Annotated in this window: 18 protein-coding genes and 4 pseudogenes; 9 read left to right on the top strand and 13 right to left on the bottom strand. The window is 69.5% G+C overall.

Going from position 1 to position 21,389, the window contains the following annotated elements:
* Positions 1 to 132: 132 nt before the first annotated feature.
* Both DIZ27_RS30550 and DIZ27_RS30545 read left to right on the top strand, forming a co-directional pair.
* Positions 133 to 339: a hypothetical protein gene (locus DIZ27_RS30550; RefSeq protein ID WP_109381671.1), complete on the top strand. Its 207-nt coding sequence runs from the start codon at positions 133 to 135 to the stop codon at positions 337 to 339.
* Between the two features lie 312 nt (positions 340 to 651).
* On the top strand, positions 652 to 2,049 hold the full coding sequence (locus DIZ27_RS30545; RefSeq protein WP_109381670.1) for an IS1380 family transposase: 1,398 nt from the start codon (positions 652 to 654) through the stop codon (positions 2,047 to 2,049).
* Positions 2,050 to 2,207: 158 nt separating this feature from the next.
* On the opposite strand, the gene DIZ27_RS45975 is transcribed toward DIZ27_RS30545, so the two are convergent.
* Positions 2,208 to 2,366 (bottom strand): hypothetical protein, encoded by a 159-nt coding sequence (locus DIZ27_RS45975; protein ID WP_181383755.1) that lies wholly within the window; start codon positions 2,364 to 2,366, stop codon positions 2,208 to 2,210.
* 145 nt (positions 2,367 to 2,511) lie between these two features.
* The gene (locus DIZ27_RS30540; RefSeq protein ID WP_219933666.1) at positions 2,512 to 3,528 is read right to left on the bottom strand and encodes a YeiH family protein; all 1,017 of its coding nucleotides are present in this window, start codon (positions 3,526 to 3,528) and stop codon (positions 2,512 to 2,514) included.
* A gap of 71 nt (positions 3,529 to 3,599) precedes the next feature.
* Here DIZ27_RS30540 and DIZ27_RS30535 point away from each other — a divergent pair, with 71 nt between their 5' ends.
* Positions 3,600 to 4,499: a LysR substrate-binding domain-containing protein gene (locus DIZ27_RS30535; RefSeq protein ID WP_109381669.1), complete on the top strand. Its 900-nt coding sequence runs from the start codon at positions 3,600 to 3,602 to the stop codon at positions 4,497 to 4,499.
* A 613-nt stretch (positions 4,500 to 5,112) separates the two neighbouring features.
* Positions 5,113 to 5,583: a GNAT family N-acetyltransferase gene (locus DIZ27_RS30525; RefSeq protein WP_258308607.1), complete on the top strand. Its 471-nt coding sequence runs from the start codon at positions 5,113 to 5,115 to the stop codon at positions 5,581 to 5,583.
* Between the two features lie 43 nt (positions 5,584 to 5,626).
* On the opposite strand, the pseudogene DIZ27_RS30520 reads toward DIZ27_RS30525, so the two are convergent.
* The 4 genes and pseudogenes from DIZ27_RS30520 to DIZ27_RS30505 form a co-directional block, all read right to left on the bottom strand.
* Positions 5,627 to 6,111: pseudogene (locus DIZ27_RS30520) on the bottom strand (transposase); the annotation flags it as partial.
* Positions 6,112 to 6,934: 823 nt separating this feature from the next.
* Positions 6,935 to 8,149, bottom strand: coding sequence for a cytochrome P450 (locus tag DIZ27_RS30515; RefSeq protein ID WP_109381667.1), 1,215 nt, complete (start codon positions 8,147 to 8,149; stop codon positions 6,935 to 6,937).
* A 13-nt stretch (positions 8,150 to 8,162) separates the two neighbouring features.
* Positions 8,163 to 9,557: an NAD(P)/FAD-dependent oxidoreductase gene (locus tag DIZ27_RS30510; protein WP_109381666.1), complete on the bottom strand. Its 1,395-nt coding sequence runs from the start codon at positions 9,555 to 9,557 to the stop codon at positions 8,163 to 8,165.
* Positions 9,554 to 9,781: a ferredoxin gene (locus DIZ27_RS30505; RefSeq protein ID WP_109381665.1), complete on the bottom strand. Its 228-nt coding sequence runs from the start codon at positions 9,779 to 9,781 to the stop codon at positions 9,554 to 9,556. Before DIZ27_RS30505 ends, DIZ27_RS30510 begins: the two co-directional genes overlap by 4 nt.
* Before the next feature lie 956 nt (positions 9,782 to 10,737).
* Here DIZ27_RS30505 and DIZ27_RS30500 point away from each other — a divergent pair.
* Together DIZ27_RS30500 and DIZ27_RS30495 are read left to right on the top strand one after the other, a co-directional pair.
* Positions 10,738 to 12,108: an MFS transporter gene (locus DIZ27_RS30500; RefSeq protein WP_109381664.1), complete on the top strand. Its 1,371-nt coding sequence runs from the start codon at positions 10,738 to 10,740 to the stop codon at positions 12,106 to 12,108.
* Positions 12,109 to 12,270: 162 nt separating this feature from the next.
* Complete coding sequence (locus tag DIZ27_RS30495) at positions 12,271 to 12,828, top strand: MarR family winged helix-turn-helix transcriptional regulator (protein WP_109381663.1); 558 nt, start codon at positions 12,271 to 12,273, stop codon at positions 12,826 to 12,828.
* Between the two features lie 15 nt (positions 12,829 to 12,843).
* Here the strand turns inward: DIZ27_RS30495 and DIZ27_RS30490 are convergent.
* Together DIZ27_RS30490 and DIZ27_RS30485 are read right to left on the bottom strand one after the other, a co-directional pair.
* Positions 12,844 to 13,430, bottom strand: a pseudogene (locus tag DIZ27_RS30490) (IS6 family transposase).
* Positions 13,431 to 13,539: 109 nt separating this feature from the next.
* Complete coding sequence (locus tag DIZ27_RS30485; RefSeq protein WP_109381662.1) at positions 13,540 to 13,887, bottom strand: DUF1036 domain-containing protein; 348 nt, start codon at positions 13,885 to 13,887, stop codon at positions 13,540 to 13,542.
* Positions 13,888 to 14,275: 388 nt separating this feature from the next.
* Between DIZ27_RS30485 and DIZ27_RS30480 the strand changes: the two are divergent.
* Together DIZ27_RS30480 and DIZ27_RS30475 are read left to right on the top strand one after the other, a co-directional pair.
* Positions 14,276 to 14,807, top strand: a pseudogene (locus tag DIZ27_RS30480) (IS6 family transposase); the annotation flags it as partial.
* A 303-nt stretch (positions 14,808 to 15,110) separates the two neighbouring features.
* On the top strand, positions 15,111 to 15,941 hold the full coding sequence (locus DIZ27_RS30475; RefSeq protein WP_109381661.1) for a hypothetical protein: 831 nt from the start codon (positions 15,111 to 15,113) through the stop codon (positions 15,939 to 15,941).
* Between the two features lie 203 nt (positions 15,942 to 16,144).
* Here DIZ27_RS30475 and DIZ27_RS48850 read toward each other — a convergent pair whose 3' ends face one another.
* A complete protein-coding gene (locus DIZ27_RS48850) occupies positions 16,145 to 16,297 on the bottom strand; it encodes an integrase core domain-containing protein (RefSeq protein ID WP_109381723.1) in 153 nt (50 codons plus the stop codon).
* Positions 16,290 to 16,550, bottom strand: a pseudogene (locus DIZ27_RS47530) (IS3 family transposase); the annotation flags it as partial. The pseudogene DIZ27_RS47530 and the gene DIZ27_RS48850, both read right to left, overlap by 8 nt.
* A 410-nt stretch (positions 16,551 to 16,960) precedes the next feature.
* Between DIZ27_RS47530 and DIZ27_RS30460 the strand changes: the two are divergent.
* Positions 16,961 to 17,485: a hypothetical protein gene (locus tag DIZ27_RS30460; RefSeq protein ID WP_109381660.1), complete on the top strand. Its 525-nt coding sequence runs from the start codon at positions 16,961 to 16,963 to the stop codon at positions 17,483 to 17,485.
* Positions 17,486 to 17,732: 247 nt separating this feature from the next.
* On the opposite strand, the gene DIZ27_RS30455 is transcribed toward DIZ27_RS30460, so the two are convergent.
* Genes DIZ27_RS30455 through DIZ27_RS30445 form a run of 3 tightly spaced genes read right to left on the bottom strand, consistent with a single transcriptional unit; the run spans position 17,733 to position 21,270 of the window.
* The gene (locus DIZ27_RS30455; RefSeq protein ID WP_109381659.1) at positions 17,733 to 18,083 is read right to left on the bottom strand and encodes a UBP-type zinc finger domain-containing protein; all 351 of its coding nucleotides are present in this window, start codon (positions 18,081 to 18,083) and stop codon (positions 17,733 to 17,735) included.
* Complete coding sequence (locus DIZ27_RS30450; RefSeq protein WP_109381658.1) at positions 18,080 to 19,597, bottom strand: ATP-binding protein; 1,518 nt, start codon at positions 19,595 to 19,597, stop codon at positions 18,080 to 18,082. Before DIZ27_RS30450 ends, DIZ27_RS30455 begins: the two co-directional genes overlap by 4 nt.
* Positions 19,594 to 21,270 (bottom strand): FAD-dependent oxidoreductase, encoded by a 1,677-nt coding sequence (locus DIZ27_RS30445; protein ID WP_109381657.1) that lies wholly within the window; start codon positions 21,268 to 21,270, stop codon positions 19,594 to 19,596. The genes DIZ27_RS30450 and DIZ27_RS30445 overlap by 4 nt, the downstream gene beginning before the upstream one ends.
* Positions 21,271 to 21,389: the final 119 nt, after the last annotated feature.

The raw sequence follows: 21,389 nt of genomic DNA, 5'->3' as shown, positions 1-21,389 counted from the left end.
TCTTCTGCGCCCGGGGGGCCTGGTCGAGGTGACCATGCGACGGCATCGGCACGGTGTCCACGCCGATCACCCGAGAGCGCCGTGCCGCCCGCCCGGCGCAACCGTTGACGACCGGCGTTCACCCGCCGGTCAGTGGGTCGGGCAGCGGGCGGTGGCGGGCGGTGGCCGGCGGCAGTTCCGGCCGAGATCCGGCGCCTGCCGGCCTGGCTGCTCGAGCGTCGGGTCGGGGTGGTGGTCCTCGAGGCCACCTCGGGCTACTGGCGCCACGTCTACTGCACGCTGCAGCCGCAGTTGAACCTGATGCCGGTCGACCCCGCCCATCTCGGAGGGCGTGGCTGAAGACCGCGTCGTCGACCCTGATCAGCAGTTTCGACCACGGCGGCAGCGGCAGCTGCCCCAGGGCGCGGGCCAGGACCGTCTTGCGGTCGCCGACGTCGTTCGCCGCGGCGTTGCCCGCCCCCAGCAGCATCACGACGCACTCGCGGGTGTCGGCCACCCACGCCCCCGACCAAGGGGTCGTGACCCTAAGCCTCGATCCACCGGGTGATGGTTCGTCCAGTGCCTGGACATGAAAGTGGAGATGCACTCTGACCTGGGAAAATAGGAGTTCTCTAGGCTTCTACTCAACCAGTTCGGAGGTGCATCTCCGGGATGCATTCTTCCACGCCGCCACGTGCGGTGTCCGCTGTGTTCGATGACCCGAACCTGGTTGCGCATGCCGGGCTGGTTCCGGTGATGCGGCTGGCCGAACGGTGTGGGCTGTCGGACCTGGTGACGCAGAAGGTGAAGCTGACCGGGACGACGAACGGCGCGGGGGCTGCGGCGGACTCCAAGGTCAGCAGCATCGTGGCCGGCATGGCGGCGGGCGCGGACAGCATCGACGACCTCCGCGTGCTGCGGCACGGGGCGATGCCGACGCTGTTCGGCGGTATTCGCGCCCCGTCCACGCTCGGCATCTTCCTTCGCGCGTTCACCCACGGTCATGCCCTCCAACTCCATGCTGTGCACCGCAGATTCCTGGCCGCGCTGGCCGCGCGCACTCCACTGCTGCCCGGCTCTGGAGAGAAGGCGTTCATCGATGTCGACTCCACCCACAAACGCGTCTACGGCCGGACCAAGCAGGGCGCCGAGTACGGCCGGTTCAAGGGCATCCGCACCCTGCACCCCCTCCTCGCCACGGTCTGCACCCCGCACGCACGGCCGGTGATCGCCACGGTGCGGATGCGACGCGGCAAAGCAGCAGACTCCCGGGGCGCCCCGAAATTCGTGAGCGAGGCCCTGGCCACCGCCGTCGAGGCCGGCTGCACTGGCCTGCGCATCCTGCGGGCCGACTCTCAGTTCTACAACGCCGGGGTAATCGCCGCCTGCCACCGGGCCGGCGCCCACTTCTCGATCACCACCGGGATGAACCCCTCCATCAAGCGGGCCGTCCTCGGCATCCCCAACGACGCCTGGCAGCAGATCAGTTACCCGACCGCGGTCCCCGACCCCGAGACCGGTGAACTCATCTCGGACGCCGAAGTCGCCGAGATACCCGAATACACCGCGTTCGCCAGCCGGAAGAAAGCAGATCGGGTCACCGCCCGGCTGATCGTGCGCCGGGTCCGTGACCTGGCCAAACCCGCCGTCGTGGGCGAGCAGGGCGAGCTGTTTCCCGTCTGGCGCTACCACCCCTTCTTCACCGACCAGCCCGCCGCAACCCTGCAGGCCGAGCGGGAACACCGCCATCACGCCGTGGTCGAGCAGGTCATCGCGGACAGCAAGGCCGGGGCCCTGGCCCATCTGCCGTCCGGGCACTTCCACGCCAACGCGGCCTGGCTGACCCTGTGGGCGATGGCCTACAACCTGCTGCGGGCCGCAGGTTCCCTGGCCTCCGCGTTCCACGCCAAGGCCACCACGGCCACCCTCCGGGCCCACCTGGTCCAGGTCCCGGCCCGGATCGCGCGATCCGCACGACGCATCACCCTGCACCTGCCCTGCAACTGGCCCTGGGAGCAAGCCTGGACACACCTCTTCGACACCGTCCACGACCCACCCGCACTGGCCTGATCCCCCTGCCCACCCCGCCCGCCAGGGCTCGACCGGAACCGCACCGTGGAAAAGCTGGGCAGACCAGCAGAAACAACCTGCCCATCCACGATCACCGACCGAAACCAGCTCACAAAACGATCAAGAGATCACCTTCAGAGCACGTCGGTGGATCGAGGCTAAGTGCCCTTGAACGTGCCGGTCGCCTTCTCCTTGCGCCTGGAGCAGGCCACGATCGTGGCGTCCAGGTCGATGACGTACCAGCCGCGCGGCACCCGCCCGCACACGCTGATCCAGGGGGAGCCGGCCGGCCGCAGCACCAGCCAGGTCCACACCACGCGTCTTATCCGGGCTCATGTGTGCATATGAGCCGCGAATGTCGCATCTGCTCGGCACCGGCCTTCCCGGATGCCCGTCGAGGCCGGAGCGGAGGTGGCTCACGGGTCTTCCGGCTCTGCTGTCATAGCCGACCGGCATGGGTTTCTAACCGAGCAGTCGCAGCATCGCGAATGCGGTGAGTCCCACGAGCAGGGTGGACAGCAGGCCGAGCAGCAGCGCCCGGGGTCCGGTGCGCAGCAGGGCGCCGATCCGAACCGAGCACCCCAGTCCGAACAGTGCGCCCGCCAGCAGCAGCGTGGTGACGGTCCGCGATGCGTCGAGCACCGGTTCGGGCAGCACGCCCAGCGTACGCACCGCGACCATGGCCAGGAAGCCGAGCACGAACAGCGGCACCAGGGGCGGGCGCCGGTCCCGCCGGGGTGACGCGTTGCGCCGTTCCGCCAGGCTCACCCCGGCCACCATGGGCGCGAGCAGCACCACCCGGCTGAGCTTCACCATCGTGGCGGTGGCCACCGCCACGGCTCCTGCCGGCGATGCGGCCGCGACGACCTGGGCGACCTCGTGGACGGACAGCCCCGCCCACGCGCCCTGTTCCACGCCGGTCAGTCCGAGGAGCGGCCCGCACAGCGGCACGGCCACGATCGCCAGTCCGCCGTACACGGTCACGAGTGCGATCGCCGTGGCGACGTCTTCGTCCTCACGGCGCACCACGCTCTCCATCGCCGCGATCGCCGAGGCCCCGCATATGGAGAACCCGGTGGCCACCAACACCGCGAGGCCGCGCGACACACCGAGCAGCCTGCCGAGGCCGAGCGTGCCGAGGAAGCTGATCGCCACGGTGAGCGCGACCGCGAGCACGGTTCCTGTGCCCAGGTCGAGCACGTGATCGACGGCCAGTTGCAGGCCGAGCAGCACCACGCCTGCGCGCAGCAGCCCGCGGGTGGCCCACTGCAGGCCGGGACGCATCGCGGCGGGCAGCACCGGGAGGTTTCCGACGCCGGCGCCGAGTACGACAGCCGCGGTCAGCGCACTGAGCCCGGGCAGGAGCAAGGTGACCGCGTATGCCGCGCCGGTACCCGCGACAGCGCAGGTCAGCCCGGGTAGCAGTGGGTGGGCGGCAGATGCCGGTGAGGTCGCGGTCGTCCCGCCGGGGTTCATCATGATCCCCACCGTCGGCGATGCTCCGGATCGGCGGTAGCCGCGCACTCGGCATGACGTCATACCCTGTGGCTATGAGTGCGGTACCCGATCTGGAGTCCCTGCGGCTGCTCGTGCTGATCGGTGAGCGGGGCAGTCTGGGCAAGGCGGCGGCCGAGCTGGGAATAGCCCAACCCTCGGCGAGCAAGCGTCTGTCCACGTTGGAACGGCGGCTCGGCCTCACCCTTGTCGACCGGACCCGGCGTGGTTCCGCACTCACCCCGGCGGGCCGGGTGGTGTGGGGGTGGGCGCAGCGGGTGCTCGAGGAGCTGGACGGCTTGCTGACCGGGGCCGAGGCCCTGCGCAGCGAGCGCGACGCCAAACTGCGGGTGGGCGCGAGCATGACCATCGCCGAGCACCTGGTGCCGATGTGGATCGGCGAACTGCGCCGGTCCGAGCCGGAGCTCTACGTCGGCCTGCAGGTGACCAACTCGGAGCGGGTGGGAGAGCTGGTGCGTGACGGAGCGATCGATGTCGGGTTCGTCGAGTCGCCGACCGCGCCCGCCGGGTTGTCCACCCGCAGGGTTGCGGCGGACCGGCTGCTGGTCGTGGTCGCCCCGGCTCATCCGTGGGCGCGCATACGGCGTTCACTGAGCACGGCGGAGCTGGTGACCGTGCCGTTGGTGGTCAGGGAACGGGGGTCGGGCACCAGGGAGACCCTGGAACGCGCGCTTCGTCGCGCCGGGGCGGGCGAGGTCATGCCGTTGGTCGAACTCGGGTCGGCGGCCGCGGTCCGGGGTGCGGTGATCGCCGGTACCGGTCCCGCCGTGATGAGCGAGCTCGCCGTGGCCGCGGACCTCGCCGAGGGCAGACTGATCGAGGTGGCGGTGGCCGGGCTGGACCTGCGCCGGATGCTGCGCGCGGTGTGGCCGGCGGGGCGCAAGCTCGTCGGCCCTGCCGCCTCCTTGCTCGCCACCGCGACCAGGGGCCGGTGAGACACGCTGCGCGCCGACGCGGTCCGGTCGCCGGCACAGGGGCTCCGCCCGGAAGAGAACCTGATCCGGCGTCCGTTGGAGCGTGTGTCAGCACCGTTCCCGCGCTGAAGCGGAGAGAATCGCAGAATTCGACTCCCCAAAGCCGGGCTGCCGAGGCGGATCAGGAGGCCGGCGCCTCCTGCGGAGGCTTCGCCTCGTCACCGACCACGTCTCCGTAATCGTCCAGGCCGTTCTCGTCCTCCACCACGCGTCGGCATGAGGCCGGTTGGAAAAACCTCACTGCCTCAAGTTCGTCGGCCCCGGCCACTGCCATCGGGGCATGAGGAGGACCGCTGCGGCGGTCCCGGCCGCTCCGCCGCCGCGTCCGTCAGCTGCGCGAGCGCGCCGGCGATCTGCGTGGCGAAGCCCTCGGACTGGTTGACTGACCGTTTCAGTCGGAGGCGGTCACAGTCCGGCGTGCCGGTTCCGCTCCAGATCGCCTGTGCCGGATAGGCTGCGAAGAGGTCCAGCCTGGCGTCCGTGGCAACGCATGCGCACAGGGGGATGCCGCCCGGTGGCGGTGTTTCACGTCGCTCCGGACGGCGCAGCCGCCGGATGCAGGAAGGGGTGCGGCATGAGGCCCCCAGGCGTGCACCTGCGGGAGATCACTGACGACAACCGGGATGCCGTTCGTGCTCTCCGCGTCCGGCGTGACCAGAAGCGGTTCGTCGCCTCCGTGTCCAAGTCGCTCAAGGAGGCGGCAAGGACGCCGGAGGCCAATCCCTGGTACCGCGCCGTGTACCGTGGCGACGAGCCGGTCGGCTTCGTGATGCTGTCGTGGAAACCGCCGGCTGGGCCTTTCAAGGGGCGGCACTTCCTCTGGCGCCTCCTCGTCGACAAGCGGTACCAGAAGCGAGGGATCGGCCGAGAGGCGCTCACGCAGATCGCCGCCCTGGTTCGCGCGGACGGCGCCACCGAGTTGCTGACCAGTTACGAGCCCGGCGGCGGTGAACCGTGGCCCTTCTACCGGAAGTTCGGGTTCGAGCCCACCGGGGAGATCGACGACGGCGAGATCGTTCTGCGGCTCGCCTTCCCCGCTCGGTGAGCGGCACCGTCACGTTGTCGGGTCGGGTGGTGCTGACGGCTCGTCGGGGTGACGGCTCGGCCGGGCGGTGACGTCCGGGTCGGAAGCGGGATGAGACGCCGTTGAGCAGGGACAGGAACCGCTGCGCGTGGCCGGGTGAGGTGAAGCGTTTCATCGCGCGCTCGCGCCGGCGGGTCGGCTGGTGAGAGTTCTCGGTCCGGTCGTTCAAGCCCTGGTGACAGCGGTGCTCCACGGAGGGCATGACCTGGCAGTGGGCTGCGCCGTAGGAGCGGAGCGTGTCGGTCACCATCACCCGCGGCACGGACTCCAGATCCTTCAGGAGCCGGCGGAGGAACCGCAGTGCCGCCTTCGCGCCGCGCCGGGGCTGGACCAGGATGTCCGACACGTTCCCGTCCTGGCCCACGGCCGCCACAAGTAGTGCAACCGGCCGTTGATCTTGATGAAGACCTAGTCCAGGTGCAGCCACTTGTCAGCCACACCCGGCCCCCTGGGCACCACAACCCTACGAACGGCTGGGGCGAACCCAGGAACAAGGTAGGGCCACTTGTCGCCGGGCCGGGACCACCGACGGCGCAGCTCGCCCTGGATGCGGGTCGAGCCCCGCGCGGGGCCCTCTCTGGCCAGGCGCAGGATCAGGGCGGTGAGCTCCTCGGGGATCGGCGGTCGGCCGGTGCGTGCGGGTTTCTGCTCCCACTTCCAGCGCAGCAGACGTCGGTGCCAGGCCAGGAGGGCACCGGGGCTGACCAGGCGGTACCGGCGCAGCCTGCCCAGTAGGTACCGGGTCAGAGCTGCGAGCGCGGCGCGGTCCGGCCAGGTGAGGCGCGGCCGGACGCCGAGTCGGCGGCGCAGCACCGCGACCTCGTGGCGCAGCGCGASCAGTTCAACGTTCTTGGCCTCCTCCGACCGCGACMACAGCAGGAACAGTCCGAGAAGCCTCAGGAAGACCAGGYAGAGCACGCGCAACGCCATGCAGCCCGACCCTGYCATGATCGAGCGGGGYTGCAAAGTGCCTGTTCAAAGGCTATGCGTTACTTCTGGCACCCCACAGGCCGGGCACCCGACCCGCTGCTGTATCGCGCCGTCGACACCGCCTCCGGCTGACAAGCCTGCAGGGGTGGTCACGGCGATGGCCACGGATGATCGGACAACAGTGCCGGGTCGACCACCGCGAGGATCGTGGCGACGTCCTCGCGAGACACGTCACCAGGGCCTCGTCACGATCACCGCTCGTGACGAGGCAGGGCCTGTCGTGTGCTGCGGAGTGTGACTGGAGTCGATCACCGCCGGCGACCATCGATCTGCTGCGCAGCCCGCCGCCGGGCCGGAAGCGCGCTACTACCGCGTTCCATCATCAGCTCTGCTCAATGGGGAGATGAATGGGTCCTCGCAGGACGGGGCTTCGCCGGTACGGCGGCGGGTCGGCAACCAGGCTGGGCCGATCGAGGCGCTGTACCAGCTCGCTCAGCGCGATCTGGGATTCCAGCCGGGCCAGGGGGCCGCCGAAGCACAGGTGGATGCCGCTGCCGAAGCCGAGGTGCTGGTTGTCACGCCGGTCGGGGTCGAAACTGTCGGGATCGTGGAAGCGGTTCGGATCGCGGCTGCCCGAGGCCAGCATGAGCATGATCTGCGAGCCCTTGGGGATGACGGTGTCGGCGACGGTGATGTCGCTGTACGCCGCCCGCCAGGGAATGATGTGCACGGGCGGCTCGTAGCGCAGCAGTTCTTCGACCAGCGGCACGGCCAGGCCCGGTTCGTCGCGCAGTCGCTGCAGCACCTGCGGGTGGCGCAGCAGCGTCAGCATGCCGTTGGTGATGAGGTTGACGGTGGTCTCGTGGCCGGCGATCAGCAGCAGGTTGGCGGTGGCCACGATTTCGTCGTCGGTCATCCGCCCATCGGGCCCGTCGTCGTTGGCCAGCCGTGTCAACAGGTCCTCGCCCGGCCGATCGTGGCGCTGCTCCAGCAGCCCGCCGAGGTACTGGCGCAGGTCCTCGCGGGCCTGCACGCCGCTCTCCAGCTTTTCCTTCGGGTCGGTCTTGGGGTTGTAGTCGATCGAGTTGACGATGTCGTTCACCCAGAGGTGGAACCGCGGTTCGTCCTCGCGCGGCACGCCGAGCAGGCGGCAGATGACAGTGACGGGAAACGGGTAGGCGAAGTCGTCCACGATGTCGATCTGCTCTTTGCCCGCGAAGTCGTCGATCAGACCGCTGACGATGGCGGACAGGTCGCCTTCCATGCCGGCCACCAGCCCCGGGGTGTGCGGGGGGCCGAAATGGCGCATCGCCATACGCCGCAGGCGGTCGTGTTCGGGCGGGTCCATGTTGATGAACGCCGGCGTGCCCCCTCCCGCGGCCGAGGGCATCGGGCGGGACAGATGGCGGACGTCAGAGCTCAGGTGCGGGTCGTGCAGTAGCTCCGTGAGCTCACGATAGGTGCTGACGACGTAGCTGCCGTCCTCCTGCCGGGCCACCGGCGTCTCGCGCAGCTCGGCGTACAGCGGGTAGGGGTCGGCCCGGGAGGAGTAGTCCAGGATCCGGTGCAGCGTGTCGGGCGTCTCGGTCGTGGTCATCTCGCTCTCCCTCCTACCGGTGGTGCTGCTGCGCGGCCGTGACCCGCCGCTCACCCGGGTCGTGCCCGGTGACGACCACCGTGGCTCCCTGGGCGAGCAGGACGGGGCCGGGGAAGTCGACGGGCACGGGTTTCATGTCGACGGGCTGGTCGGGCGTGGGGCAGGGCGGGGGGAAAGGTGCGGCCGTCTCGATCAACTTCCGGTAGTGGTCCAGCCATTTCGCGTTGTTGAAGCTCACCGCCGCGGTGACACGGCCCTGATATCCGTACGCGGCCACGAAACGGCGGTCGGACACCGACCCCTGCGTGACGACCACCTCGTCGGCGAAGGTCGGCACACCGACGGACTTGATGTTGACGCCGAACTGGATCGACCAGAACACCGGGATGGACAGGTGGGGCCAGCGGTCCGCCTGGCCGCTGACCATGTTGTGTGCCGCGACCTCGGCCTGTTCCACGGCGTTGGCCCAGTGCTCCAGCGAGATGAGCCGGTACTCGTAGACCGGGTTCGGGCAGCGCGCCACGTCACCGGCGACGAAGACGTCGTCGGTGACCAGGCCGTCGAGGGTGAGGGCGCGGCAGCCCGTGTCGCAGGCGATCCCCCATGGGCCTGCCGCCAGTCCCGAGCCCCGCAGCCATTCGGTGTTGCGGATGCCTCCGAGTGCCACCACGGCCACGTCGGCGTCGATCGTGCTGCCGTCGTCGAAGTGGGCACGGCGGAAGTGCCCCTGCGCGTCGCCCTCCAGCCGGGTGACCTTGACGCCGCAGCGCAGGTCGACACCGTGGGCACGCTGCATGTCCGACGCGACCTCACCGATCATGGCGCCGAGCGCCCCGACCAGTGGGGCCGGCGCGAGTTCGGCGACGGTCACCGGGATGTCCCGCTCGCGGCAGATGGAGGCGATCTCGGAGCCGGTGAATCCGGCACCGATGACCAGTACGCGGGAGGGTCCGGCAGCGAGGGCTCGTTGCAGGCCCTCGGCGTGTTCGCGTGTTCGCACGACGAACACGCCGCCCAGGGCTGCCTCGCTCTCGACGAACCAAGGCCGGGCCCGCACCCCGGTGGAGATCAGGACGCGGTCGAAGGGAATCTCGCGTCCGTCGGCGAGACACACGTGGTTGGTGGCCAGGTCCAGCCCGCCGGCGGGCACGCCCAGCAGCCACTCCGCGTTGATGTCACGGCGTCGCGGCAGCGTGGTGCCGTCGGCTGGAACCCACCCGGTCAGTACCTGCTTGGACAGAGGCGGCCGGTCGTAGGGCTCGCCCGACTCGTCGCCGATCATGGTCAACGAGCCGGTGAAACCCTCGCCGCGCAGCGCCTCAGCGGCCCGCAGTCCCGCCAGTGACGCCCCGACGACCACAATGCGGCCGTCGCGCTTGAACGCTTGCAGGTTCTCGGCGCTGGTCATGACGCAGACGCCTCCACCGGTGCTTCCCGACCCTCCAACCGGTCGACCAGAATCGCCTGGACCGGACAGGCCGCCGCGGCGCGCAGCACCTGCTCGCGCCGGGCGTCGTCGGGGTTCGGGTCGTACATCAGCGCTTCCTCGCCGTGCATCCGGAACGCGTCCGGGGCCAGGAACGCGCACTGCGCGTACCCCTGACAGCGGGAAAGATCAACGACAACTTTCATCCCGAGCTCCATTTCAGAGACGAGAAGCTGCAGGCCCTGAAGCCGGTGCCACTACGGCACTCGAAGCGCGGGGCACGCCTTCGAAGAAGGGGATCGGCTGGTGCTCACCCCTGCGAATGCAAAGAGGTGTACGACGCACGTCAAAGATCCTGCAGGAAGAATTGATCTTCGCGAATGAGGCCCGGTGCCTGCAAAGCTGTCCGGAGAACCTCACCTTCCTTCAAAAAGCTACCCCGCGCGCATGTCGTCCGCACGGAGCAACGGACTGTGCGGGCGTCGGTCACCCCTGGTCACCTTGGACCGCATGGCACTGGTCACACGCGTCCCATCCCACTCAGGTCGAACTGAAGCTTCCCCTTGATGTTGGACACCTGGAGACCGGGACGTGGGGTTCCAGAGGAAGTAGCGCCAGGTGGGAAGCGAGAGCAACCGCAGCAGGCGGTATACGGAGGACCGGACCAGCGCGACGCGGTCGCGCTGGTCCGGTCCTCCGGCAAGACCGTCACCGAGGTCGCCCGGGAGACCGGGGTCAGCGTCGAGGGACTGCGGAACCGGGTCGAGCAGGACACGATCGACCGCGGGCCAGGGGGCGCCGGGCGAGCTGACGAGCGCGGAACGGGAAGAGGTGCGCCGTCCGCGGCGGCAGAACCGCGAGCAGGCCGAGACCAGGCCCGGACCGCGGGCCACCACGCCCGGCGCGCCGTCAGACAGCCACGTACCCGACAACGTGACAGCACCACACGCGCTGACCACCGCCCGCGGGCCGGGTCCGAATCTTGGGCCGCGGGTGACTCCGGCCCGCCCTGAAACGGCTCTGCGCAAGGCTCGGGGCGACGATGCGAGAGTATGGCTCTTCCCGCCGTATGTTTAAGTGCTGAATTATTGACCGCTTAGGTAACGCCACCTAGGGTCGCGGCATCTCTGCTGACTCCCGCACTGCGCGCGGAAGGATTCCCATGTCGACCGTGGCCACAGGAAAAAGCCTGGGCTTGGGCTCCATTGCTGCGAGACTCGAACGGTTGCCGCACTCGCGGTGGCATGTCAAGGTCCGCTTCCTGATCGGCGCCGTCACCTTCTTCGAGGGGTTCGACCTACTGCTCGCCGCCTCCGCACTGCCCGTCCTGACCGAGCAGTGGAACCTCTCCACCGGTCAGGCGACCTTCGCCGTCACCGCCGCCTCGGTCGGCATGCTGGTCGGCGCGTTCGGCGCCGGCTGGCTCGGCGACAAGATCGGCCGGGTGCGCACCGTCGCCCTCGGCGTGCTGATCACCGGCCTCGCCAGCATCGCGGTGGCCTGCTCCGCCAACATCGAGATGTTCGCAGGCTTCCGCTTCGTCCAGGGCATCGGCATCGGCGGCGTGGTGCCCATCGCCGCCACCTACATCAACGAGATCGCCCGCTCTGACAACCGCGGCAAGCTGGTGCTGCTCTACGAGTTGATCTTCCCCGCCGGTCTCTCGGCGGCCTCCCTGACCGCCGTCTGGGTCGTCCCCAACCTCGGCTGGCAGGCGATGTTCCTGATCGGCGGCCTGCCGGTGCTGCTGGCGCTGTTCTTGGTCCGCAAGGTGCCCGAGTCGCCGCGCTGGCTGGCCTCCCAGGGACGCCTGGAGGAAGCCGAGGAGGTCATCACCAAGATCGAGGCCGAGGTTCGGACCTCGGCCAAGGAGCCGCTGCCCAAGCCCTCCCTGGAGATCCCGGCCGAGGAGTCCCGCGGCCGCCTGCGCGAGATCTTCCATGGCCGCTACCTGCGGCGCACCGTCATCCTGTCGACCATGTGGTTCGTGGCCTACTACGTGAACCACGGCATCATCACCTGGCTGCCGTCGCTCTACACCAAGCAGTTCAGGCTGGACCTCGCCACCGCGCTGATCTACTCCCTGATCAGCAACGCCACCGGTCTGCTGGGCACGCTGATCGCCGCGCTGGTGGTCGACCGCATCGGCCGCAAGCCGCTGCTGCTCACCGCGCTGATCGGCACCACGGCCGCGCTGGCTGCGCTCGCTGTCGCCGGTGCCACCTCCGGCGGTCAGGTCGCGCTCTTCGCCTCCTGCACCACCTTCTTCATCTTCGTCATCAACGCCTCGCTCTACCTCTACTCGCCGGAGCTGTACCCGACGCGCAACCGTGCCAAGGGCGCCGCGTTCGGCGGTGTGTGGAACCGCCTCGGTGTGATCTTCGGCCCGATCGCGGTCGGCGCGATCATCGCCTCCGGAGCGAGCCTCAACGTCATCTTCATCCAACTGGCGGTCGTCGCCGCGGTGGGCGCGATCGTCGCCTGCTTCGCAGAGGAGACCAAGGGCAGGACGCTCGAGGAGCTCAACGCCTGAAGGCTGTCGCGCGCACCCCGCAGGCCCCGCTCTTCCCGACGGCAGGAGGGCCGGAGGTCCCGATTTCCGAGGTCGTCCTGCCCTTCTCACATCCGGGCGCCCGCCCGAAACCATTAAGGGAATAGTTACTCACCCATAAGGAATCACCAGGAGGAGACCGCTGTGGCCGACAGGGCTCAGAGCAGCACGGACGCCGACGCGGTGTCGCGCATCATCGAGGAGTGGCACCGGCAGCGGCCGGATCTCGACCCGTCCCCCATCGAAGTGCTGGGACGCCTACACCGGTCCTTCCTGCTGTACCAGTCGCGGACGAGCAAACCGGTGGCCGCGGCGGGGCTGTCGCTGGCCGGGTTCGATGTGCTGGCTGCGCTGCGGCGGTCCGGGGAACCGTACCGTCTGACGGCGGGTGAGCTGGCGGCGACAAGCCTGATCTCGTCCGCCGGCGTGACGCTGCGACTGGACCGGCTGGAGGGCGACGGGCTGATCGTCCGGGAACGGGACGTGAAGGACCGCCGGGTGGTGCACTGCCGGCTCACTCCGGCGGGGCTCAAGCTGATCGACACCCTGTTCGCGGAGCACCTGGAGAACGAGCGGTCCATGCTGGCGGGGCTGAAGCCGAAGGAGCGGGTACAACTGGCCGCACTGCTGCAGAAGCTGGAGCGCAGCTTGGGATCGACGGCGGACCCCACGGTGGGCGTTGTCACGTTGGTGGGGTGTTGAGCGATTGAGAGCGCGTCAGGGCGTGGAGGGGGCGGGCGTCCGGTGCCGGCGGGGCCGGAAGTGGGGTGGGATGCCGCTGAACGCGGCCAGGAATCTTTGTGCGGCGCCGACGGAGCGGAAGCCTTTCACGGCGCGTTCGCGCTGCCGCGTGGGCCGGCGGGAGTTTTCGGCCCGGTTGTTCAAGCCTTTGCGGGAGCGGTGCTCGACCGAGGGCATGACCTCGCGGTGAGCAGCCCCGTAGGAACGGAGCCTGTCCGTGACGATCACCCTCGGCACGGCCCCGATTCCCTTGAGGAGCAGACGGAAGAAGCGCCGGGCCGCGGCCCTGTTGCGCCGGTTCTGGACGAGGATGTCCAGCACGTTGCCGTCCTGGTCGACCGTGCGCCAGAGACACTTCTGCCCGCCGTTGATCGTGATGAAGACCTCGTCCAGGTGCCACGTGCCGCCCGGCCTCGCAGGCCGACGGCGCAGGCCTGCCCGGACCTGGCGCATCAGCGGCGGACCGTCTCCCAGGAGACGACGACACCGCACTCGAGCATCGGTTCCTCGACCTCGTGGAACGACAGCGGGAAGCGGAAGTACAGCCACACGCAGTGGGCAATAGCCTCGGCCGGGTACCGGTGCCCCTGGTGCGACGGTGGCGCGCTGTCTTGAGTATCTCCGACGCGCTCGAACGCCTGCGCGGCACTCCGGACGGCCCGGATCGGTCGGCTACGGGTTGAAGTTGAACGTGAAGTCCGGGGCGGTCACGATGAACTCCAGCATGAGGATTGTCCGCGAGCTCGAGTCCGAGACGTTCGAACACCACTCGAAGACACTGTGCGGGACCGTCTCCTGGTATTTGTCCCGCCACTCGGTGCCGTCGCCCGCGTAGGCGTAGCAGTACCAGATCGGGTTGACGGCTTTTGCGTCACCGCCGTAGACGACGGCGGTCTCCCCGGGGCCGATCCGCCACCAGCCCTCCTTCAGCCAGTTGCTGCTGGCCGAGCAGTTGGGCTGGTACCGCTCGACCATCGCCCAGATTTCGCGCTCGTAGTTGTTCTTGAACCTCAGCGCCACGGCGTGCCTCCTACTCCCCGCTCGGCTGCCTGCGGGCAGCCGGGCTTCCGTCGGCCCGGGTCAGAGCGTTTTGCGGGCTCGAATTGTCCGTCCCGCCGGGGTGAGCGCCGGACCGGCCCGCTGCGATGGCACGCTCCAGTGCCTCTTCGTCCGCATCGGTTTTCGGATCGACCGCCTCGGCAGCCTCCTGCGGCATGGGACCTCCTATCTCCGTCGGTCAGGTGTGGAGGAGAGGTGCCCGGGAGAAGGCGCGGCGTACCGCAGCGGGTGGGGAGGTGCCCCGTACGGGGCCTAGGCACAGGGCCCGATCAGGCTAAACGGCGTTGCCACGTCGGCTGACCGGCCTGGAACGATCTTGGGGTTGATCGTGCCGGAGAGGGGTTCACTCGTGTCGTCCGCGCCGCCGTCGTACAGGGGCACCGGTACCCGGCCGAGGCTATTGCCCACTGCGTGTGGCTGTACTTCCGCTTTCCGCTGTCGTTCCGCGAGGTCGAGGAACCGATGCTCGAGCGCGGTGTCGTCGTCTCCTGTGAGACGGTCCGCCGCTGGTGCGCCAGGTCCGGGCAGGCCTGCGCCGTCGGCGTGCGAGGCCGGGCGACCCGTGGCACCTGGACGAGGCTTTCATGAAGATCAACGGCGGGTTGAAGTACCTGTGACAGGCTGTCGACCAGGACGGGGTGGTGCTGGACATCCCCGTGCAGAACCGGCGGGACACCACTGCGGTCAGGCGGTTCTTCCGCAGGCTGCTGAAGAAGACCTGCTCGGTGCCGTGGGTGAGGGGCGCCGACACGCTCCGCTCCTACGGCGCGGCCCACTGCGCGGTCATGCCCTCCCTGGAACACCGTTCCCGCAAGGGTCTGAACAACCGGGCCGAGAAATCCCACCGGCCCGCCCACGCGCTCGAGCACCCCGCCCGCGGCCCGGCAGCACGACGGGGGTACCGGTTTCACCCGATGTGTCAACGGACGACAGGCTGCGGGTGAGCAGGCGCCGGAAAAGTCCCCCGGACAGCGTATCGGGGCATCAAGTCCACTACAGGAAAACTCATCTGGTTACCCGTCAGCACGCCATGGCGCGGCGCACGGATGCCCCCCACTGTAACCCGATTGGAGTCAATTTACCGACTTTCCCTTATCTCTCGATATGACAGATATGGGAATCGGTCAGTACGTTCATCACGAGTCGGCTGGCCAGTCGATTTCCCGAGACAGGAGAAGCGCGTGATGATTACCCGTTCCACCGTCGCTACCGCGGCCGTCGCGGCTCTGGCCGCCACCGGTATCACCTACGCCTCGGCGTCCGCCTACGAGCCGGCCCAGGCCGCCCCCGCGGTCCAGCAGGCGGCCGCCCCCGCCTCGGCCCCCGCGGGCGGCGACTCCGGCAAGGACAGCGGAGGCAAGGACAGCGGAGGCAAGGACAGCGAAGGCAAGGACAACGGAGGCAAGGACAGCGAAGGCAAGGACAACGAAGGCGGCGACTCCGGCAAGGGCAACGGAGGCAAGGACAGCGAAGGCAAGGACAACGAAGGCGGCGACTCCGGCAAGGGCAACGGAGGCAAGGACAGCGAAGGCAAGGACAACGAAGGCGGCGACTCCGGCAAGGACAACGGAGGCAAGGACAGCGAAGGCAAGGACAACGAAGGCCGGGACTTCGAGGGCAAGGACAACGAAGACCGGGACTTCGAGGGCAAGGACAACGAAGACCGGGACTTCGAGGGCAAGGACAACGAAGGAAGGCGCTTCGAAGGCCGGATCCACATCAACGAGCGTTCCTACTCGGCCCACCCGGGCGACTGCATCACCGTCGTGAGCGGTCTGGGCTCCCGCAGCCTGAACATCCGCAACGACAGCCGGAGGACCGTCGAGGTCTTCCGCGGGGCCACCTGCGACAACGGCGCCCCCATCGCCACCGTCGGACCGCACAGCTCCAGCGACGGCGTGCACCCCCGCCACGTCAGGGGCGGCGTCTTCGTCAAGAACGGAGTGGTGGGCAGCTTCCGGGTCGTCCACCACTTCGGCAAGCACGGCGGGGACGAAGGATTCGGCGGACGCTGACCGGATCGCCGCCCCGGCGCAGCACACAGACCCCGGCCCGCTGGAATCGGGCCGGGGTCCCCCCTGCAGCATCCCACCCCGGACACCCGCTTTCACCTACCCGCCGGGCGCCCCGTCGTAAATCCGGACAACGACGCCCTGTCGGCCCAGCCCCTCCTCGGTCTCAACTGACCGGGTGAACCGCTCCGGGATCGGTGGAGGCTCTATGTGTTGACTCCAGCCGCCGGTTGGGGCTGGTGTTGAGCGTAGTGGTTGGTCTCGTGCTCGTGGGGCGGGATGTCTCCGATGGCGGTGTGGGGGCGCTGGTCGTTGAACCAGTCGCCCCATTCCGTGGTGCTGAGTTCGACGTCGGCCAGGCCGTGCCAGGGCCTGGAAAGCCGCGGCCGCTTCGGGGACCTCGTTGGCCCGGCGCAGCTCGGCGTTCTCGGCCTTCAGCCGCTTGATCTCCGCGGCCTCTTCCGAAGTCACCCAGGGATGTCGGCCGGCGTCGACCTCGTCCTTGCGGACCCAGGTCCGCACCGTCTCGGCGGAACCGATGCCCAGCTTCGCGGCGACCGCCTTCATCGCGGCCCACTCGGTTGGGTGGTGGGGGCGGACCTCCGCAGCCATGCGGACCGCACGCTCGCGAAGCTCGGCAGGATAGGGGACGGGCGGGCCATGATTCGATCCTCTCGGGGAATCGAGCCTCCATCAGATCCGGAGCGGTCAGCGTGCCCGGCCTGACGGGGGAAGACCTGCGTCCAGCGGCGGCGGGGGAGCAGCAAGAACAAGGCCGCGAGCCACGGCAGGTTCGCTGGTTCATACCGCACGGGTGCATGGAGTTGGCGTCGCAGCACCGCATTCTCGTGCCGCAGCACGAGCAGTTCGGCACACGACATGACACTGCGCCTCCCCGCGTGCCTGCGGACGGATACCGTCCGCCCTCTGGCGGACGCGCGTAGACATCCGCCATGATCTGCGTGCACCACCTGCACAGCCACCCCCCAAGGAAACCTGGCCCCCAGCAGGAAGGTTCGCACATGAAGGCCGTGAAGGCTCTGAGGTTCCCGAGGATCCGCTCGGTYCTGATCGCTCTCGCCCTGGTCATCGCCCCCGGYGCCGCCGTCATCGGCACGGCGGGCGAGGCGTCCGCCGCCACGAAGATCAGYCATGCCACCGCGACCTCGATGTTCCGYGRGGTGGGCATCACCTGGTCGTCCTCCGGCAACTGCTCGAAYCGCAACGTCTCGACATGCACGTCGTTCGAACAGCTCAACCTYGCCWCCGCCCAGGGCGCCCAGACCCTCAAGCGGGCCAGCGGCTGCGCMCTGAACGTCACCGGCGGCACCGAGACGGGCCAYGCYTCYGGGACGTACTCGCACTGGAACGGCTACAAGCTCGACTACAGCAAGTACACGTGCCTCGGGAACTACATCAAGAACAACTTCGCCTACATCGGGGTACGCGGAGACGGCGCCCRGCAGTGGCGTTCCGGTTCCGGCAACATCTACGCCGAAGAGAGCAAYCACTGGGACGTCACGTACTACAACTGCGGCGGCTGCTGAGCCGTCCCCCGCACACCGCGCAGCCACCGTTCGACCCGTCGAGGGCGGGTCGAACGGCGGCCCGGGCCACACTGACCGTACGGCTCGTCTCCCGGCCGCCTCGCAGTCCCCGCCCGTCGAGCTCCGTCCCTACCTGCAGGAGCTGGTCCGGCGCACCCATACCGTCTGCACAGGTGCGACCGCGTGTTATGGCTTGATCCGCCAGGCGGATGAGCTTTTCGGCAGGCGCAGGGCAGCTCGGGACGGCTCAGCGCAGCACGTCCGCCCAGTTCGCGGGGACGCGGCCCGCCGGGCCGGGCGCCGGCTGGTCCGCCGGGTGGCTCACCGGCGGCGCGAGTTCGGGGCCGGTCTCGTACAGCTCGTTCGTGTCGTAGTCCCAGAACCAGCCCTCGCCCGGCTCGTAGCTGCGGATCACCGGGTGCCCGGTGGCCCGGTGGTGGGCGGTGGCGTGCTTGCCGGGGGAGTCGTCGCAGCAGCCGATGTGGCCGCACTGCGCGCAGCGCCGCAGATGGAACCACCAGCCGCCTGCGGCGTCGCACTCGACGCAGGCGGTGCCGCTGGGCGGGACGCTGGGGTCGATTCCGGTGTCGCTGGTCATGCCGGCTCCTGGGATGTCGTACGGTCCTCGGACGTGAGCGGCGGCCCGTCGGACGCGGCGGAGGAGAGTGCCGTTCCGTCGGGTTCGACGGCGGCCAGGGGCAGCAGTACCCGGAAACGGGTGTCGCCGGGCACCGACTCCACGCCGATGCTGCCGTGGTGCTTGTTGACGACGATCCGCCGGGAGATGTCCAGCCCCAGACCGGTGCCCCGGCCGACCGGTTTGGTGGTGAAGAACGGGTCGAAGATGCGGTCGCGGATCTCCGGCGGCACGCCGGGCCCGGTGTCCCGGAACTCGACGAGAAGCTGGTTGTCGTGGAGCGCGGTGCGCACGGTCAGCGTGCCGTCGCCGCCCGCGCCGTCCATCGCGCAGAGCGCGTTGTCGATCAAGTTGGTCCACACCTGGTTCAGTTCCGCTGGGTAGGCGGGGATCCGCGGCAGCGTACGGTCGTACTCCTTGGCAATCCTGATCCGCGGCCCGATCTTGCCGGACAGCATCAGCAGCGTGCTGTCGAGGAGTTCGTGCACGTCGGCGACCTGGTAGGGGGCGCGGTCCAGCTGGGAGTACTGCTTGGCGGCGTCCACCAGGCGGGAGACCCGGGTGGTGGAGTCCGCGATCTCGTCCATGAGCAGCTCGGTCTCCACCGTGTAGTTGAGCCAGCCCACGGCGCCCGGCAGGATCTCCTGCCCGACGGACGCCGCGACCTGCTCCAGCCAGTCCACGTCGAGCCCGGCCTGTACGAAGGTCGGCGCGATCTGCCAGCCCTGCTCGATGCCGTGGTCCTCCAGCCAGTCGGTGAGGGCGTCCTCGCGGTCGGCCACCTCCAGCGGTGTGAGCACCGGTGCCTTGGCGACCCGCTCGGCGGTACGTTGCTGGATGTCGATGAGGTTCGCCAACTGGTCCCTGGAGAAAGAGCTTCCGGCGATGAGGGCGAGCTTGTGCCGCATCCTGGCCACCCGCTCCCGCAGCGTCGCGGTGGCCCGGACGGCCGCCGCCGCCGGGTTGTTGAGCTCATGGGTGAGCCCGGCGGACAACGACCCGAGCGCCAGCAGCCGCTCCCGCTGCCCTACGGCCGCCTGGGTGCTCTTCGATCCGAAGAACAGCCCCTCCAGCAGATGCACCGCCATCGGGAACCACTCGCGCATGATGTCCGCGAACGTCTCGGCGGGCAGCACGAAGAACCGTGTCGGCTCCGTGACGCGCATCGAGTTGTTGTAGACCTGCCGCAGCCGGTCCCCGAGGTACGCCTGCATGGCGCCCGAATAAACCCCGCGCTGCGAGGACCGGATGACCTCCACGTCGTCTCCACCGACCCGGCGGGAGAGCACCACCGTGCCCTCCAGCATCACGTAGAAGCAGGCGGCCGGCTCGCCCTCGGTGTAGACGGGGCCGGGGTCGAACCGCTCGATCCGCCCCTCGCGGCACAGCCGGCCCAGCTGTTCGCCCGACAGCTTCTCGAACAGGAACAGCGAGCCGATCTCCTCCGGGCTGCACGGCATCGGCCGGCCGCTCATGACTGCTCCAGATACCGGTGGACGAGCATCACGGCCATGGCTCCCTCTCCTACGGCGGACGCGACCCGCTTGGCGGACTCCGCGCGCGCGTCACCCGCGACGAACACGCCGGGCACATTGGTCTCCAGGTGGTACGGCGGCCGGTCCAGCTCCCAGCCGGGAGGCGGACGTCCGTCGGGCGTGAGGTCGGGCCCGGCCAGGATGAACCCGCGCCCGTCCCTCAGCACCGTGCCGTCCAGCCAGTCGGTGAGCGGGGCCGCGCCGATGAACACGAACATCCACTGGGTGTCGACCAGCTCGCTCCGCCCGCTCGCCATGTCGCGCAGGGTCAGCTTCTCCAAGTGGTCGGAGCCGTGCGCGGCCTCCACCACGGTGCCCGTGCGCACCGAGATGTTGGGGGCCTCCTCGATCTGCTGGACCAGGTAGTACGACATCGACGCCGACAGGGAGGAGCCCCGCACCAGCAGGGTCACCGACTTGGCACCCCGTGCCAGGTACATCGCCGCCTGCCCCGCCGAGTTGGCGCCGCCCACGATGTAGACGTCCTGGCCCCGGCAGGACGGCGCCTCGGTCAGAGCCGAACCGTAGAACACCCCGCAGCCGGTCAGGTCCCGCGCGCCGGCCGCGGGCAGCTGCCGGTAGGACACCCCGGTCGCCAGGAGCACGCTGTGTGCGGCGACCGCCGAGCCGTCCGAGAACCGTACGGTCCGGGCCGCGCCGCCGACCTCCAGGCCCGTCACCTCGCGCGCGGTGAGGATCTCGGCGCCGAATCTCGCCGCCTGCCGGCGGGCCCGGTCGGTCAGCTGGGCGCCGGAGACGCCGTCCGGGAAACCCAGGTAGTTCTCGATCCGGGAGCTCTGCCCGGCCTGCCCGCCGGTCGCCGAGCGCTCCACGAGCACCGTCCGCAGCCCCTCCGAGGCCCCGTACACGGCAGCGCCGAGCCCGGCCGGGCCGCCGCCCACCACGACGAGGTCGTAGAAGTCGGCCGCCGGTGTCGTCGCCAGCCCCACGTGGGCCGCGAGCTCCGGTGGCTCCGGCTCCAGCAGGGGCGTGCCGTCCGGGGTGACCACCAGTGGCAGCCGCTGTCCGTCCTGCCCGGCGGCGGCCAGCAGCCGCCTGCCCTCGGGCTCGTCGGAGGAGTACCAGCGGTAGGGCACCTGGTTGCGGGCCAGGAACTCCCGCACCTGGGACGACCGCGCCGACCAGCGGTGCCCGACCACCTTGGTGCTGGGCACCGGCCGGTAGTCACTGCTTCGCCAGGCCTGCAACAGGTCGTCCAGGACCGGATAGAGCTTCTCTTCGGGCGGGTCCCAGGGCTTGAGGAGGTAGTGGTCCAGGTCGACGACGTTGATCGCGTCGATCGCCGCGTTGGTGTCCGCGTACGCGGTCAGCAGGACCCGCCGCGCGCCCGGGTACACGTCCAGGGCCTGTTCGAGGAACTCGATACCGTTCATCTGCGGCATGCGGTAGTCGGCCAGGATGACGGCGACGAGGTCGCCGCGCAGTTTCAGCTCGCGCAGCGCGTCCAGCGCGGACTCGCCGGACTCCGCGCGCACGATCCGGTACGAGGCGCCGTAGCGCCGTCGTAGGTCCCGGGCGACGGCGCGGGAGACCCCCGGGTCGTCGTCCACGGTCATGATGACGGTCCGCGTCGGCTCCACGGCCTGTGCCATGCGTCTGCCACCCCGCGTGGTCGGACAGGCGGCCCGGTGCACCTTTGCGGCACCGCGCCGGGTCCCGCCCATCGTACGTTCGAGTATCCCGATTTGTCCGAGTGTGCGGAGGTCCGTCG

Source organism: Streptomyces sp. NWU339, from assembly GCF_003143855.1.
GTDB lineage: Bacteria > Actinomycetota > Actinomycetes > Streptomycetales > Streptomycetaceae > Streptomyces.
This window is presented reverse-complemented; position numbering and strand designations above follow the sequence as displayed.

Bases quoted from the DNA above. Each gene is read 5' to 3' on its own strand.
- DIZ27_RS30545 (WP_109381670.1), top strand. From the start codon at position 652: ATGCATTCTTCCACGCCGCCACGTGCGGTGTCCGCTGTGTTCGATGAC.
- DIZ27_RS30540 (WP_219933666.1), bottom strand. From the start codon at position 3,528: ATGATGAACCCCGGCGGGACGACCGCGACCTCACCGGCATCTGCCGCC.
- DIZ27_RS30535 (WP_109381669.1), top strand. From the start codon at position 3,600: ATGAGTGCGGTACCCGATCTGGAGTCCCTGCGGCTGCTCGTGCTGATC.
- DIZ27_RS30525 (WP_258308607.1), top strand. From the start codon at position 5,113: ATGAGGCCCCCAGGCGTGCACCTGCGGGAGATCACTGACGACAACCGG.
- DIZ27_RS30515 (WP_109381667.1), bottom strand. From the start codon at position 8,149: ATGACCACGACCGAGACGCCCGACACGCTGCACCGGATCCTGGACTAC.
- DIZ27_RS30510 (WP_109381666.1), bottom strand. From the start codon at position 9,557: ATGACCAGCGCCGAGAACCTGCAAGCGTTCAAGCGCGACGGCCGCATT.
- DIZ27_RS30505 (WP_109381665.1), bottom strand. From the start codon at position 9,781: ATGAAAGTTGTCGTTGATCTTTCCCGCTGTCAGGGGTACGCGCAGTGC.
- DIZ27_RS30500 (WP_109381664.1), top strand. From the start codon at position 10,738: ATGTCGACCGTGGCCACAGGAAAAAGCCTGGGCTTGGGCTCCATTGCT.
- DIZ27_RS30475 (WP_109381661.1), top strand. From the start codon at position 15,111: ATGATTACCCGTTCCACCGTCGCTACCGCGGCCGTCGCGGCTCTGGCC.
- DIZ27_RS30455 (WP_109381659.1), bottom strand. From the start codon at position 18,083: ATGACCAGCGACACCGGAATCGACCCCAGCGTCCCGCCCAGCGGCACC.
- DIZ27_RS30450 (WP_109381658.1), bottom strand. From the start codon at position 19,597: ATGAGCGGCCGGCCGATGCCGTGCAGCCCGGAGGAGATCGGCTCGCTG.
- DIZ27_RS30445 (WP_109381657.1), bottom strand. From the start codon at position 21,270: ATGGCACAGGCCGTGGAGCCGACGCGGACCGTCATCATGACCGTGGAC.